General features: G+C 57.7%; 16 protein-coding genes. 10 read left to right on the top strand and 6 right to left on the bottom strand.

Features of this window, described 5'->3' with window-relative positions:
* Positions 1 to 159: 159 nt before the first annotated feature.
* The 4 genes from murJ to rimJ all read right to left on the bottom strand — a co-directional run bounded on the left by murJ (position 160) and on the right by rimJ (position 3,974).
* On the bottom strand, positions 160 to 1,698 hold the full coding sequence (gene murJ / locus MHZ97_RS02850; protein WP_103795443.1) for a murein biosynthesis integral membrane protein MurJ: 1,539 nt from the start codon (positions 1,696 to 1,698) through the stop codon (positions 160 to 162).
* Between the two features lie 120 nt (positions 1,699 to 1,818).
* On the bottom strand, positions 1,819 to 2,739 hold the full coding sequence (locus MHZ97_RS02845) for a Gfo/Idh/MocA family protein (protein ID WP_103795442.1): 921 nt from the start codon (positions 2,737 to 2,739) through the stop codon (positions 1,819 to 1,821).
* A gap of 1 nt (position 2,740) precedes the next feature.
* Positions 2,741 to 3,370: a YceH family protein gene (locus tag MHZ97_RS02840; protein ID WP_103795441.1), complete on the bottom strand. Its 630-nt coding sequence runs from the start codon at positions 3,368 to 3,370 to the stop codon at positions 2,741 to 2,743.
* Between the two features lie 13 nt (positions 3,371 to 3,383).
* Positions 3,384 to 3,974 (bottom strand): ribosomal protein S5-alanine N-acetyltransferase, encoded by a 591-nt coding sequence (gene rimJ, locus MHZ97_RS02835; protein ID WP_033751007.1) that lies wholly within the window; start codon positions 3,972 to 3,974, stop codon positions 3,384 to 3,386.
* 242 nt (positions 3,975 to 4,216) lie between these two features.
* Between rimJ and grxB the strand changes: the two genes are divergently transcribed.
* From grxB to solA, 7 genes are all read left to right on the top strand, one after another.
* Positions 4,217 to 4,864 carry a glutaredoxin 2 gene (gene grxB, locus MHZ97_RS02830; protein ID WP_103795440.1) on the top strand — a complete coding sequence of 216 codons (648 nt, stop codon included), beginning with the start codon at positions 4,217 to 4,219 and terminating at the stop codon, positions 4,862 to 4,864.
* Between the two features lie 110 nt (positions 4,865 to 4,974).
* Positions 4,975 to 5,538: a lipoprotein gene (locus tag MHZ97_RS02825; RefSeq protein WP_103795579.1), complete on the top strand. Its 564-nt coding sequence runs from the start codon at positions 4,975 to 4,977 to the stop codon at positions 5,536 to 5,538.
* 277 nt (positions 5,539 to 5,815) lie between these two features.
* Complete coding sequence (pyrC, locus tag MHZ97_RS02820; RefSeq protein WP_239312051.1) at positions 5,816 to 6,862, top strand: dihydroorotase; 1,047 nt, start codon at positions 5,816 to 5,818, stop codon at positions 6,860 to 6,862.
* Between the two features lie 69 nt (positions 6,863 to 6,931).
* The gene (gene dinI, locus MHZ97_RS02815; protein WP_033751014.1) at positions 6,932 to 7,177 is read left to right on the top strand and encodes a DNA damage-inducible protein I; all 246 of its coding nucleotides are present in this window, start codon (positions 6,932 to 6,934) and stop codon (positions 7,175 to 7,177) included.
* Positions 7,178 to 7,322: 145 nt separating this feature from the next.
* Entirely contained in the window at positions 7,323 to 7,592 is a 270-nt protein-coding gene (locus MHZ97_RS02810) for a hypothetical protein (protein WP_103795438.1), read from the top strand.
* Between the two features lie 220 nt (positions 7,593 to 7,812).
* Positions 7,813 to 8,070, top strand: coding sequence for a biofilm formation regulator BssS (gene bssS / locus MHZ97_RS02805; protein WP_033751022.1), 258 nt, complete (start codon positions 7,813 to 7,815; stop codon positions 8,068 to 8,070).
* Positions 8,071 to 8,167: 97 nt separating this feature from the next.
* Entirely contained in the window at positions 8,168 to 9,286 is a 1,119-nt protein-coding gene (solA, locus tag MHZ97_RS02800) for an N-methyl-L-tryptophan oxidase (RefSeq protein ID WP_103795437.1), read from the top strand.
* A 42-nt stretch (positions 9,287 to 9,328) separates the two neighbouring features.
* On the opposite strand, the gene MHZ97_RS02795 is transcribed toward solA, so the two are convergent.
* Positions 9,329 to 10,378, bottom strand: a complete 1,050-nt coding sequence (locus MHZ97_RS02795) for a rhodanese-related sulfurtransferase (protein ID WP_103795436.1) — start codon at positions 10,376 to 10,378, stop codon at positions 9,329 to 9,331.
* Between the two features lie 240 nt (positions 10,379 to 10,618).
* Here MHZ97_RS02795 and MHZ97_RS02790 point away from each other — a divergent pair, with 240 nt between their 5' ends.
* From MHZ97_RS02790 to MHZ97_RS02780, 3 genes are all read left to right on the top strand, one after another.
* The gene (locus tag MHZ97_RS02790) at positions 10,619 to 11,542 is read left to right on the top strand and encodes a Kdo(2)-lipid IV(A) acyltransferase (RefSeq protein WP_103795435.1); all 924 of its coding nucleotides are present in this window, start codon (positions 10,619 to 10,621) and stop codon (positions 11,540 to 11,542) included.
* Positions 11,543 to 12,103: 561 nt separating this feature from the next.
* Positions 12,104 to 12,370, top strand: coding sequence for a hypothetical protein (locus MHZ97_RS02785; protein WP_033751035.1), 267 nt, complete (start codon positions 12,104 to 12,106; stop codon positions 12,368 to 12,370).
* Positions 12,371 to 12,481: 111 nt separating this feature from the next.
* Complete coding sequence (locus MHZ97_RS02780; protein WP_103795434.1) at positions 12,482 to 12,880, top strand: MysB family protein; 399 nt, start codon at positions 12,482 to 12,484, stop codon at positions 12,878 to 12,880.
* On the opposite strand, the gene MHZ97_RS02775 is transcribed toward MHZ97_RS02780, so the two are convergent.
* Entirely contained in the window at positions 12,881 to 13,102 is a 222-nt protein-coding gene (locus MHZ97_RS02775) for a YceK/YidQ family lipoprotein (RefSeq protein WP_103795578.1), read from the bottom strand.
* Between the last annotated feature and the right edge of the window lie 115 nt (positions 13,103 to 13,217).

Genomic DNA, 13,217 nt, shown 5'->3' with positions numbered 1-13,217 from the left:
GGCATCCATGCGCGCTCGGCCCGCGACTTCCTTGTCGCGGGACGCTTTGCTCTTCGGTCCATATCACCCGCTTTTCAGCTTCTGCGCTGTCTGTAAAAAACCCGCCTGAAGGCGGGTTAGTGAGTTACGCATGCGCCTGGCGCACACAAGGTTAGTTAGTTACGCGTGCGCCCGGCGCGCATAGTCGCGCAGCCGGAAGCCGAGCAGCCCCAGCGTGACGAAATAGGCGCCGCCGCCCACCGCGCAGACCGCCGCCAGGCGCAGCAGACGCCACACCATCGCGCCCTCTTCCCAGGCCGGCATCACCCTGAGAATAGCGAGCAGCGCCGCCGCCATCACCACGACCGCGATCAGCAGACGCAGCAGAAAGCTCGCCCAGCCCGGCTGCGGCTGAAAAATGTTCTTCTTACGCAGCTGCCAGTAGAGCAGCGCGGCGTTAAGACAGGCCGCCAGGCCGATAGAGAGCGACAGACCGGCATGCTTCAGCGGGCCGATAAAGGCCAGGTTCATCACCTGCGTCATCACCAGAGTAATCATGGCAATCTTCACCGGCGTCTTGATGTCCTGGCGCGAGTAGAATCCCGGCGCCAGCACTTTCACCACAATCAGCCCCATCAGCCCCACTGAATAAGCAATCAGCGCGCGCTGCGTCATCAGGGCATCAAAGGCGGTGAACTTGCCGTACTGAAACAGCGCCACGGTCAGCGGACCAGAGAGAATGCCCAGCGCCACCGCGCTCGGTAGCGCCAGCAGAAAGCAGAGGCGCAGGCCCCAGTCCATCAGGCGGGAATACTCGTCGTGGTTGCCGCTGGAGAAGCTCTTCGCCAGCGAGGGCAGCAGGATAGTGCCGAGCGCCACGCCCAGCACGCCCGACGGAAACTCCATCAGGCGATCGGCGTAATACATCCAGGAGACCGAGCCAGAGACGAGAAACGAGGCGAAAATAGTATTGATAATCAGCGAAATCTGGCTGACGGAGACGCCGAGGATCGCCGGTCCCATCTGGCGCATCACGCGCCAGACGCCCGCATCCTTCAGGTTAATGCGCGGCAGCACCAGCATGCCGATCTTTTTCAGGTGCGGCAGCTGATAGAAAAGCTGCAGCACGCCGCCCGCCACGACCGCCCACGCCAGCGCCATCACCGGCGGATGGAAGTGCGGCGCGGCGAAGAGCGCGAAGCCGATCATGCTGATATTCAGCAGCGTGGGAGCGAAGGCGGGAACGGAGAAGCGGTTCCAGGTGTTGAGGATGGCGCCCGCCAGCGAGGCGAGCGAAATCAGCAGAATATAGGGAAAGGTGACGCGCAGCAGCGCGCTGGTAAGCGCGAACTTATCGGCGGTGTCGGCAAAGCCGGGCGCGGTGACCAGAATCACCCAAGGCGCGGCGACCATCCCCGCGATCGTCACCAGCGCCAGCGCCAGCGTCAGCAGCCCGGAGACGTAGGCGACAAACAGCCGCGTCGCCTCTTCGCCCTGCTTGCTTTTATACTCGGCAAGGATCGGCACGAAGGCCTGCGAGAAGGCACCCTCGGCGAAAATACGCCGCAGCAGATTAGGCAGCTTAAAGGCAACGAAAAAGGCGTCCGTGGCCATCCCGGCGCCGAACACCCGCGCCACAATGGCGTCACGGGCAAAACCCAATACGCGGGAAAACAGGGTCATGGAACTGACCGCTGCCAGCGATTTCAACAGATTCATAATTGGCGCGCGTCCTGAAAAGAGTCGGCAAAATGAGCTACTTAGCGCGGGCGCCCAGCGGCGCCCGGCGATAGTCTACTGCCACGGCGGGAAATGACCAGCACGGAGTGTTACAAGGCGTTATTCCTTCTCCGCCTCGCGCCACATTTTTTCCACCACGCGCTGCGCCAGCAGCGCCTGTTCGCCGCTGGTTTCAGGCATCGTCTGATTTTGCACGCACTGGATAAAATGGTGCGCCGCGCCGCTAAAGCCGCGCTGCGCCAGATGGCTTTGCCATGCGGGCGGCGGATCGATGCGCACGCCGTCGCCGCGCTCCTCCTGCCAGTCGCGCATATCCAGCACGTCGATACAGCAGCCGTCGCCTACCAGGCTGGCGCGCTCGCGCTGGCTGCCAGCGCGACGATGCATGCTGGTGGCGATCTGCACCCCGTCAGCGACGAAATGGTGCTCGGCATAGCGCATTTCGCCACGCTCGTTGGTGTCGATATAGCCATGACGCTGAGCGGCGCTACCGCCCGCCAGCCACAGCGCGGTATCCACCACGTGCAGATAGTCATCGAGCAGCGTAAAGCGCAGATCGTTCGGCCCGACGCTGTCGCTGCGGTGTTTCTCCACGCGCAGACTGGCGGCCTGCGGCATCGCCAGCCGCAGCTGCTGATAGCGCGGCGCAAAGCGGCGGTTAAAGCCCACCATCAGCCGGCGTCCGCGCTTCTCCGCCAGCGCCACCAGCGCCTCGGCCTGGCTAAAATTATCGGCCAGCGGCTTATCCACCAGCACATCTTTTCCCGCCAGCAGCAGCGCTTTGACAATCTCATAGTGGGTGGCGGTGCTGGTGTGGACAAACACCGCGTCGCAGGCGTCCGCCAGCGCGCTCAGCGAGGAGAAACAGGCCATGCGGTAGCTGTCGCAGATCCCTTGCGCCTTCTGCTGATTTGGCGAGAAGGCGCCGACCAGCGTCCAGCTCTCCGCCTGCGCCAGCACCGGCAGCCAGGCTTTCTGCGCAATCGAGCCCAGCCCGACCACACCAATTCGCAATCTCATCTCAGCCTCCTTTATGCAGCAGCGTCTGCACCAGCGTCTGGAGAGCGGCGAGCGACTGCTCCAGCACCGCGACGCGCGCGCTAAGATCGCCGTTATCCTCCAGCGGCTTTTCCGCCTGGCTGGCGACCTGCTCGTCACCGAACAGATGCATATAGCGGCTTTCGCGTTTGCCCGGTTCGCGCGGCAGGCGCGCCACCATCTCGCGCTCGGCCAGTCCGGCCAGCACGCTTTCGACCTCCGCCACCTCGGCGAATTCGTGCAGCCTGCCGCTGCGCGTGCGCAGCTCGCCCGGCGTCTGGGCGCCGCGCAAAAACAGCAGCGTCAGGATCGCCACCTCAGCGCTGCTGAGCTGCAGATTGCCGAAGGTCGAATTGCAGAACCGCTGCTCATACTTCGCCACGCGCTGGCCGAAGCCGCTGTTAGCGGTGGCAAGATGCTTTTTCGTCAGCCGATCCAGCTCCTCCTGCACTTCGCTTTCGCTCAGGTTCATCACCGGCTCGCGGTTCGACTTTTGATTGCAGGCTGTCACCACCGCATTCAGCGACAGGGGGTACTGCTCCGGCGTGGTGACCTGCTTCTCCAGCAGGCAACCAAGAACACGCAACGCCAGCGGCGAAAGCGCCATTTTCATTCCACTCTCCTTATTAGCCGCGCCGATCCGGCGTCCACTCCTGACGAGTCAACGCGGTCAGCACATGATCCTGCCAGCGGCCGTCGATTAACAGATAGTCCTTCGCATAACCCTCTTTTTCAAAGCCGAGACGCGCCAGCAGCGCGCCGCTGCGCTGATTATGCGGCATATAGTTCGCCATAATACGGTGGATATTTTGCTGGCGCTGCATATAGCGGATAGCGGCCTGCAGCGCCTCGAACATCAGTCCCTGCCCTTGCCACTTTTCGCCCAGCGAATAGCCGAGGTAGCAGGCGTGGAACGAGCCGCGCAGCACGTTGCTGAAGTTCGCAACCCCGCGCACTTCAGACTCTTCGGGATCCATCAGAATGAAATAGTAGGCGGAGCCGCTTTTATGCATATCGGTGATCAGGCCCAGCCGCGCCTGCCAGCCGGAAGGATAACAGTGGCTCTCGTCGCGCACCGGCTCCCAGGGTTTTAAAAAGGCGCGGTTTTCGGCGTAGTAATCCGCCAGTCGCCAGGCGTCGCGCTCGTGAACCAGACGCACCACCAGTCGGTCGGTGGTTAATCGCACCCTGGGGGCGGCAGAACGATAGCCAAACATCATCACTCCTGAAATCGAGGGCTTTAAGAAAGCGGTGCCTGCAACATGACTTTCACTATAACCGCCGCCCCTGCCGCGGTAAAATATTCGTTAACGCCGGGCATAAAAGGTCTTGATTTTACGTTGCAAAAGCCGCTCTGCCTGCTGCGTCGGTTTGCCCTCCCCTGGAATCTCTTCCATACTTCTGGCACGCCCTCAATCAGGGTGACGCCCGTCGCCCTGACCCGACAAAGGAGACCGGGATGAAACTCTACATCTACGACCACTGCCCCTTTTGCGTCAAAGCGCGCATGATTTTCGGCCTGAAAAATCTGCCGGTAGAGCTGATCGTCATGCTTAACGACGATGAAGCGACGCCGAAAAAGCTGGTGGGCCAGAAGGTGGCACCCATCCTGCAAAAAGATGACGGCAGCGCGATGCCGGAAAGCCTCGATATTGTGCGCTTTGTCGATAAAATCGACCGTGAACCGCTGCTGAACGGCAAAATCAATCCGGCCATCGGCGACTGGCTGCGCAGCGTTAACGGCTACGTTAATAAGCTGCTGCTGCCGCGCATCGCGGAAGCCGCCTTCGCCGAATTCGCCACGCCGGAGGCGCGCAGCTATTTCCGCCAGAAGAAAGAGGCGGCCATTGGCGACTTCACCGAGCTGAAGAGCCATGCGCCCGGCCTGATCAAAAAGATCAGCGACGATCTGCGCCAGCTCGACAAGCTGATTGTGAAGCCCAACGCGGTTAACGGCGAGCTGTCGGAAGATGACATTCACCTCTTTCCGCTGCTGCGCTCGCTGACGCTGGTGGCTGGCATCGACTGGCCGAGCCGCGTCGCCGACTACCGCGACAATATGGCCAAGCAGACGCAGGTGAACCTGCTCTCCTCTATCGCCCTTTGACGCGTTCTGATGAGAGGCGCGCTGGCGTTTCTCATCGCCTTCTTAATGACACCTCATCCGCATTCAGGCACCCTATGCGCTGCATTAGCATCACTACGGATGAGGATAAAATGAGAAAGGCATTTCTGGGGCTGACGGCCCTGTTTTTCGCCGTGCTGGTTAGCGGCTGCAATCAGCTTACCCAGTACACCATCAGCGAGCAGGAAGTGAATCAGGCGCTGGCGAAACACAACAATTATGAGAAAGATATCGGCGTCGCCGGGCTGGTGAACGCCCATATCCTGCTGACCGATCTTAACAGCCAGATTGGCCGCGAGGAGCCAGACCGCGTCACGGTGACCGGTAAGGCAAAAATCAACGTCACGTCACTGTTTGGCCCGCAGCAAGCGGATATGCAGCTGAAGATGAAAGCGCAGCCGGTCTTTGACGCGCAGCAGGGCGCCATCTTTCTGCGCGATCTGGAGATCGTCGACGCGCAGGTGCAGCCGGAAAAGATGGCGGCGGTGATGAAAAGCCTGACGCCCTACCTGAATCAGTCGCTGAAAAGCTACTTTAACCAGAAGCCAGCTTACGTTTTGAGCGTCGATCGCAGCAAAGGCGAGGCGCTGGCGAAGAAATTTGCCAAAGGGCTAAAAGTCGAGCCGGGCCAGCTGGTGATCCCGTTTACGCAGTAGGTCGCCTGAAAGGCGGAACCTTGCTCTGACCGGGGGAAAATTTCCCCCGGTGACAGGAAAAAGAACGCAGAGAGCGCTGCGCCCTGGCCCGATAGCGGGCGCGCCTCAGGGATAAGGTGCTTATCGGCGTGGGCGGCACCTTATGCCAGACTCAACCACGCCCGTGGCGTTTTGCTTTTCCTGCAAGAAAAGAAGTGCAAACGGTTGCCCGACACCTTATGCTTTGTACCCGGCCAAAACGCGCCTCTACGTTTCCTGACTAGCCGGAGCTTCACTGATGACTGCACACCCTCAGCAACTTACTATCCGCCGCCCTGACGACTGGCATATTCACCTGCGCGACGACGCGATGCTGAATACGGTTTTGCCCTATACCAGCGCGGTTAACGGACGTGCCATCGTGATGCCTAACCTGGTGCCGCCGGTCACCAGCGTCGCCGCCGCGGTCGCCTACCGCGATCGTATTCTGGCCGCGCTGCCGGCAGAACATCGCTTTACCCCGCTGATGACCTGCTACCTCACCGACTCGCTCGATCCCAGTGAGATCGAGCAGGGCTTTAACGCGGGCGTCTTTACCGCCGCCAAACTCTACCCGGCGCATGCCACCACCAACTCCAGCCACGGCGTCACCAGCATCGACGCTATCAGCGGCGTACTGGAGCGTATGCAGAAGATCGGTATGCCGCTGCTGATCCACGGCGAAGTGACCCACGCCGACATCGATATCTTCGACCGCGAGGCGCGCTTTATCGACAGCGTTATGGAGCCGCTGCGCAAAGCGTACCCGGAACTGAAGGTGGTCTTTGAGCACATTACAACGCGAGAAGCTGCCCAGTACGTTGAGGCGGGCAACGACAAGCTGGGCGCCACCATCACCCCTCAGCACCTGATGTTTAACCGCAACCATATGCTGGTGGGCGGCGTGCGTCCGCACCTCTACTGCCTGCCGATCCTCAAGCGCAACGTGCATCAGGAGGCGCTGCGTAAGGTGGTCGCCAGCGGCCATCCGCGCTTCTTCCTCGGCACCGACACCGCCCCGCACCTGCGCCACCTGAAAGAGGCCAGCTGCGGCTGCGCGGGCGTCTTCAACGCGCCAACGTCGCTGCCCGCCTACGCCACCGTTTTCGAAGAGCTGAACGCCCTGCAGCATTTCGAAGCCTTCTGCTCCGAAAACGGCCCGCGCTTTTACGGCCTGCCGCTGAACGAAGGAACCGTAACGCTGGTGCGCGAGCCCTGGAAAGTTGAAGAGAGCATCAGCATGGGCGAGCACGCCCTGGTGCCCTTCCTTGCCGGCGAAACCCTGAACTGGCGCGTGGAAATCTAATCGGCGCTTTCGCTTGCCTCCGGCCGGAATATACTGTAAATATATACAGCATCTAATCCGGAGGCTGCTATGCGTGTTGAAATTACCGTTGCCAAAACGTCCCCGCTTCCGTCCGGCGCAATGGAAGCGCTGACGGCAGAACTATCCCGCCGTATCGATGAAGAATTTCCCGACGGCCAAAACCACGTCAAGGTGCGCTATGCCACCGCAAACCAGCTCAGCGTGCTGGGCGGCGGTAAAGAGACGCGCGATCGCATCAGCGATATTCTCCAGGAAACCTGGGAAAGCGCTGACGACTGGTTTATTACCGATTAACCGCCACTGCGCAGTTTTTGCCGGGTGTCGCCATCCGGCTTTTTTATCGCTTCTCCCCCTCGCCAGAACTTTTCCCTGCATCTAGACTCTGATCGATCAATCGCCTATTCTTCCGCTCGTTATGCTTAACAGGAGGTGAGATGAAATGATGACAGACAACCCGGAAGAGGCCATGACCTTCGGTGAACTGCTGGCGCTAATTGCCGATCAACAGCGTCGTCTGACGGTGCTGGAAAGCGCCTTTTCCAGCCTTACCCTCTGCCTCGACGAACGCGCCGCTCAGCTGCTGGTGCATCACCTGACGCTTGAGGCGCAAAACCAGAACCACGACGAACCTCTGCAGCAGCACTTCGCGCGTCTGGCGCTGACGCTGCAAAAGCCTCACAGCGTACAGCCGGCTGAACCGCTGGCCTGATTGCTGGCGACAGGTGGGCGCATAATAAACTGCCTGATGCGTCAGGCATTTTATTTGTTTTAAACGCTTTTTTAACGGCGAATATTTCGCTCACTTTTTGTTCGCCGCACTTTTTAGTCGGATAGACCGCTTTTTCTGTTATAATTGTCTCGCTACTGGATAAAAAAGCCGCATTGAACCTCATCATGCACTTCGTTTAACGAGTAATAAGGAGGTTATAATGGACAGTAATCATAAAGACGTTATTCAGACTCACCCGCTGGTGGGCTGGGATATCAGTACTGTAGACAGCTACGACGCTATGATGATCCGTTTGCATTCGCTCTCCTCGCAGGATCAAAAAGAAGAAGAAGCAGACGTCGGACCGACCTACTGGCTGACAACAGACGTGGCAAGGCAATTTATTTCTATCCTTGAAGCTGGCATTGCCAAGATCGAATCGGCCGAGCAGATGGAGCGCTATCAGTCCAAACATTAGTCTCCGCCAGATGAACGGGCACCCTCAGGGGTGCCTTTTTCATTTCTGATTCTGGTATGCTGCTGGCCGTGTTACGGCTTTCAGGAGTTTCCATTCAATGATTTATGATCTGATCGTGGTGGGCAGCGGGTCCGTGGGTGCCGCCGCAGGCTTTTACGCCACCCAGGCGGGCCTGTCGGTGCTGATGATCGATTCCAGCCATCCGCCGCATACCCAGGGCGCGCATCACGGCGAAACGCGCCTGATCCGTCACGCCTATGGCGAAGGCGAACGCTATGTGCCGCTGGTGCTGCGCGCGCAGAAGCTGTGGGATGAGCTGGAAGAGCTGTCCGGCGAACGCATTATGCACCGCAGCGGCATTATCAATCTTGCGCCCATTCACTCTGCATTCATCCGCAACGTTATCGACAGCGCGCAGGCCTGGAAGCTGGACGTGCAGCTGCTGCAGGCGGATGAGGTTCGCCAGCGCTGGCCGCAGATCGGCGTGCCGGACGGCTATATCGGCGTTTTTGAACCCCAGTCCGGCTATCTGAAGTGCGAGCAGGCGGTACGCAGCTGGATCGCCCTCGCCGAAAAAGCGGGCTGCGCGCAGCTGTTTAACTGCGGCGTATCGCAGATTGGCCGCGACGGCGACCTGCAGCAGGTGGTGACGGCAGACGGCACTTTCCGCGCGCGCAAGCTGCTAATCAGCGCCGGTACCTGGGTCGGTAAGCTGGTGCCGGATCTGCCGCTTAAGCCGACGCGTAAAGTGTTCGCCTGGTATCAGGCTGACGGGCGCTACAGCGAAAACAATAAGTTTCCCGGCTTTACGGTTGAGATGGAGAACGGCAGCCAATTTTACGGCTTTCCGGCGGACAACAATGCTCTGAAGGTGGGACGTCACGACGGCGGCCAGCCGATGAGCCAGCCGGAAGATCGCAAACCCTTCGGCAGCTTCGCCGAAGACGGCAGCGACGCCTTTGCGTTTCTGCGTAAATTTCTGCCTGGGGTGGGGGTCTGTCTGCACGGCGAAGCCTGCAGCTACGACATCAGTCCGGATGAAGACTTTATTATCGATACCCTGCCGGGTGAGCCGAACCGGCTGATTATCACCGGCCTGAGCGGACATGGATTTAAGTTCGCCAGCGTACTGGGGGAGCTGGCGACGGAGTTTGCGCTCGATAAACCCTTTTCGTTTGATCTCACGCCCTTCTCGCTCGCTCGCTTTACCCGCTGAAGCGATAAAAAAGCCTGACGCATCTGCGTCAGGCTCAGACCGTTACTCTTTCTCCGGCGACGGGATCGCCATTGTCAGACGGCCGCGCGACTTATTGAAAATCTTGTTGCCGTTTTCGCGACCGGCGCGGCGCGCGCGCTGCTCTTCCGGCGACAGCTGCGACTCTTCCATACAGAGCGGGCTACAGCAGTTGTGAAACTTCTCGGCGCAACTCGGGCACTGAATAAACAGCAGATGACAGCCGTCATTGACGCAGTTGGTGTGGGTATCGCACGGCGCGCCGCACTGATGGCACTGCGACAGCACATCGTCGGAGATACGCTCGCCCATCCGCTCATCAAAGACGAAGTTTTTCCCCTTAAAGCGCACCGGCAGGCCCTGCTCGCGGGCGCGGCGCGCATACTCGATAATGCCGCCTTCGATATGGTAAACATCCTCGAAACCGTTATGCCGCATCCAGGCGCTCGCCTTCTCGCAGCGAATGCCGCCGGTGCAGTACATAACGATTTTTTTATCTTTCTGCTCCTGCAGCATCTCCACCGCCATCGGCAGCTGATCGCGGAAGGTATCGGCCGGGATCTCCATCGCCTTGTCGAAACGGCCCACTTCATATTCGTAGTGGTTGCGCATATCGACGAATACCGCGTCGGGATCGTCCAGCATCGCGTTGACTTCCGCCGCTTTCAGATAGGTGCCGACGTCGCTGGCGTCAAAGCTCTCGTCCTCAATGCCGTCCGCTACGATGCGGTCACGCACCTTCAGGCGCAGCACCCAGAAAGATTTGCCGTCGTCGTCGAGCGCGATATTCATGCGCAGATTGTCCAGCGCCGGATCGAAGCCATAGAGAAAGGCTTTCATCTTTTCATAGAGGCTGGCCGGCACGCTGACCTGCGCGTTGATCCCCTCTTTCGCCACGTAGACGCGGCCAAAGACCTTAAGGTCGGTCAGGCCAAGATAGAGCGCGTCGCGAAAGGCTTTAGGATCGGCGATGTGGAAATATTTGTAGAACGAGACGGTCGTGCGCGGTTCGGTCTCCGCCAGCATGCGCGCCTTCAGCTCTTTATTGTTAACAAGGTTATGTAACACTGGCATGGTGTTCGTTCCTGTTCGGGATAAAAAATTGCGCGGCACATGATACAGCAATGCGCCGGGATGCAAAGAAAATTGATCTGGATCGCTTTTTATTGCGCCTTCCGGCGAGGCTATTTCTAAATGGCCGCCTGGGCAATCGTCCCGCATTTATTTCAGCGCAGACGAAAAGCTGGCACAATAGGGGAAAATCAACGAGATATTGACGCCCTCAGGCGCATTACGCAGGATAAGCTTTTTCATATGACTCAACTGCCGCAATTTTCCCGAGAACTCCTTCATCCCCGTTACTGGCTGACCTGGCTGGGCATCGCGTTTCTCTATCTGCTGGTGCTCCTGCCCTACCCGCTGCTCTATGTGCTGGGCTGCGGATTAGGGCGTATTGCGATGCGCTTTCTGAAACGCCGCGTCGCCATCGCCCAGCGCAATCTGGAGCTCTGCTTTCCCGATATGCCCGCCAGCGAACGTGAAGCGATGGTAAAGCATAACTTCGAGTCGGTCGGCATGGGGCTGATTGAAACCGGCATGGCGTGGTTCTGGCCCGACTGGCGCGTTAAGAAGTGGTTCGATGTTTCCGGCCTTGAGCATATACAAAAAGCCAAAGATGAGCAGCGCGGCGTGCTGCTGATTGGCATGCATTTTCTGACGCTGGAGCTGGGGGCGCGTATTTTCGGCATCTACAATCCCGGTATCGGCGTCTATCGCCCCAACGACAACAAGCTGATCGACTGGCTGCAGACCTGGGGCCGGATGCGCTCCAATAAAAGCATGCTGGATCGCAAAGACCTGAAGGGCATGATCCGCGCGCTGAAAAACGGCGATATTATCTGGTACGCGCCCGATCACGACTACGGCCCGCGCAGCAGCGTATTCGTGCCTTTCTTCGCGGTAGAGAAAGCGGCCACCACCGTAGGTACCTACCTGCTGATCCGCAGCGGCAAGCCCCACGTGGTGCCCTTTGTGCCGCGCCGCCTGCCGCACGGCCGCGGCTACCAGATGCTGATCCTGCCCGACGTCAGCGAGCAGATCCCGCTCGACAGCGACGTCGCCACCGCCGCGCAGATGAACAAAGTGGTGGAAGAAGGCGTTCTGCTGGCACCCGAGCAATATATGTGGCTGCACCGCCGCTTCAAAACTCGTCCCGAAGGCGAGCCTTCGCGCTACTAACCTGCCGCGAGCGGGTGCCTCGCCGCCCGCTCGCGTTAAGCATAACGGCCACTTACGCTTACCGCGCCAGCAATTTTGGCTCAACCTCCTGTTTTATATAGGTAAAATCATTAATGCCTGTTGGTAAGGTCCGCCCAGAACTAAAGTCGGACTTGTGCTAATTTACCGCTGATAATTATTGTTCATGCCCGCTAAATTAATTATGGGGAAAAGTGAGCCATAGCGCTTAATATCGCTAATAAGCCGCTGGAAAATTAATGTTTGCGATTTTTCTTAACTGGACCTGATTTATATTGAATCCAGGTCTTTTCTTATTTCTTCAGTGAAGATTCTTTGCTTTAGCTTATGTATCCAGTAAAATTAACTTATTTTACAAGGCATTGTCTGATTAGACCTCTGACATATACTCAATATAACAAATATTTCACTTCTTTATACTTTTATGGAATTTGAACATTTTGATACATCTCGGTAAGTTTCGGTCGTGACAGTTAATAATTTAACTGCCCTTCTAAAAATATAAAAAGATTACACACAGCAAACCTCTAGCAGGAACATAAAATGAATAAAGGCATTTATTACTACGTGACAATCAGTACCGATCAGGATAATTATCATTATTTACACCGCAAAGAGTGTAAACGTATGCCGGATAAAGAAGACATCGTATTTATCGGCACGTTATATAATTTGAATCAGGCATTATCTATTGCGCGAATTAATTTTAAAAAGGTTAAACCCTGTATTAAGTGCTGTATTCGCTATGCGGCGCCCGTTATGCGCGAAACGGTGCGGCCGGTGCTTCACTTCCCGCAAAAATCGCTCTAATCGGGTACGGCGGGACGACTTTCTCGCCCGCCGTCTCTTTTTCACGCTTTCTCCTGAAAATTTTCGTCTATCCTTCTCTGACATCCCGTTAATGAGGCAAGGAGAAGAGTAATGAGCATGTTCAGCACCTTAGAAGAAGCCATCGAGGCTGCGCGTGAAGAGTTTCTCGCCGATCATCCCGACATTGATGAAGAGGATGCCAGCATTAGTCAGTTTGGCCTGCAAAAGTATGTTATGCAGGATGGCGATATTATGTGGCAGGCAGAGTTCTTTGAAGAGGAAGGCGAGAGCGGCGAATGTCTGCCGATCCGCAGCGGCGAGGCGGCGCAGGCGATATTTGACGGCGATTTCGACGAGGTCGAGCTGCGCCAGGAGTGGTTAGCCGAAAATACGCTGCACGAATGGGACGAGGGCGAGTTTCAGCTTGAGCCGCCGCTCGACAGCGAAGAAGGCGAAGCAGCAGCGCAAGAGTGGGAAGATGACAACAGCGAGTCCGACCGTCTGCTCTGATTACTCATAGGGCCCGTGGTGGGCATCAACCGGCAGCAGCATGGTGTCCACCACCAGCGACAGCGGCAGATCGAGAATGGTCAGAACGCGCCATGGACCGTCGCGGACATCCCACTGCACGCCAGGATAGTATTGATTGCCGTGCCCCTGTCCGGGCACGGCGCGACTAATAATACTGCCGCAGCCGCTTAATATCAGCGCCATCAGCGCGACCATCACCATTTTCAGCAAACTTTTCACTCGCGATACTCATTTCAGCCAGCAGCTATTGTAGATAATGGCGCGGGTATTTTATCGCCGTGTTACGCCACCAAAGCGTAATAGTATCGTTAAATAG

The organism is Pantoea sp. ACRSC, from assembly GCF_022346785.1.
GTDB lineage: Bacteria > Pseudomonadota > Gammaproteobacteria > Enterobacterales > Enterobacteriaceae > Pantoea > Pantoea alvi.
The sequence above is the reverse complement of the archived record's forward strand: the minus strand, read 5'-3'. Positions and strand labels throughout refer to the sequence as shown.

Coding starts and splice junctions, on each gene's coding strand:
- murJ (WP_103795443.1), bottom strand. CDS start 1,698: ATGAATCTGTTGAAATCGCTGGCAGCGGTCAGTTCCATGACCCTGTTT.
- MHZ97_RS02845 (WP_103795442.1), bottom strand. CDS start 2,739: ATGAGATTGCGAATTGGTGTGGTCGGGCTGGGCTCGATTGCGCAGAAA.
- MHZ97_RS02840 (WP_103795441.1), bottom strand. CDS start 3,370: ATGAAAATGGCGCTTTCGCCGCTGGCGTTGCGTGTTCTTGGTTGCCTG.
- rimJ (WP_033751007.1), bottom strand. CDS start 3,974: ATGTTTGGCTATCGTTCTGCCGCCCCCAGGGTGCGATTAACCACCGAC.
- grxB (WP_103795440.1), top strand. CDS start 4,217: ATGAAACTCTACATCTACGACCACTGCCCCTTTTGCGTCAAAGCGCGC.
- MHZ97_RS02825 (WP_103795579.1), top strand. CDS start 4,975: ATGAGAAAGGCATTTCTGGGGCTGACGGCCCTGTTTTTCGCCGTGCTG.
- pyrC (WP_239312051.1), top strand. CDS start 5,816: ATGACTGCACACCCTCAGCAACTTACTATCCGCCGCCCTGACGACTGG.
- dinI (WP_033751014.1), top strand. CDS start 6,932: ATGCGTGTTGAAATTACCGTTGCCAAAACGTCCCCGCTTCCGTCCGGC.
- MHZ97_RS02810 (WP_103795438.1), top strand. CDS start 7,323: ATGATGACAGACAACCCGGAAGAGGCCATGACCTTCGGTGAACTGCTG.
- bssS (WP_033751022.1), top strand. CDS start 7,813: ATGGACAGTAATCATAAAGACGTTATTCAGACTCACCCGCTGGTGGGC.
- solA (WP_103795437.1), top strand. CDS start 8,168: ATGATTTATGATCTGATCGTGGTGGGCAGCGGGTCCGTGGGTGCCGCC.
- MHZ97_RS02795 (WP_103795436.1), bottom strand. CDS start 10,378: ATGCCAGTGTTACATAACCTTGTTAACAATAAAGAGCTGAAGGCGCGC.
- MHZ97_RS02790 (WP_103795435.1), top strand. CDS start 10,619: ATGACTCAACTGCCGCAATTTTCCCGAGAACTCCTTCATCCCCGTTAC.
- MHZ97_RS02785 (WP_033751035.1), top strand. CDS start 12,104: ATGAATAAAGGCATTTATTACTACGTGACAATCAGTACCGATCAGGAT.
- MHZ97_RS02780 (WP_103795434.1), top strand. CDS start 12,482: ATGAGCATGTTCAGCACCTTAGAAGAAGCCATCGAGGCTGCGCGTGAA.
- MHZ97_RS02775 (WP_103795578.1), bottom strand. CDS start 13,102: ATGGTGATGGTCGCGCTGATGGCGCTGATATTAAGCGGCTGCGGCAGT.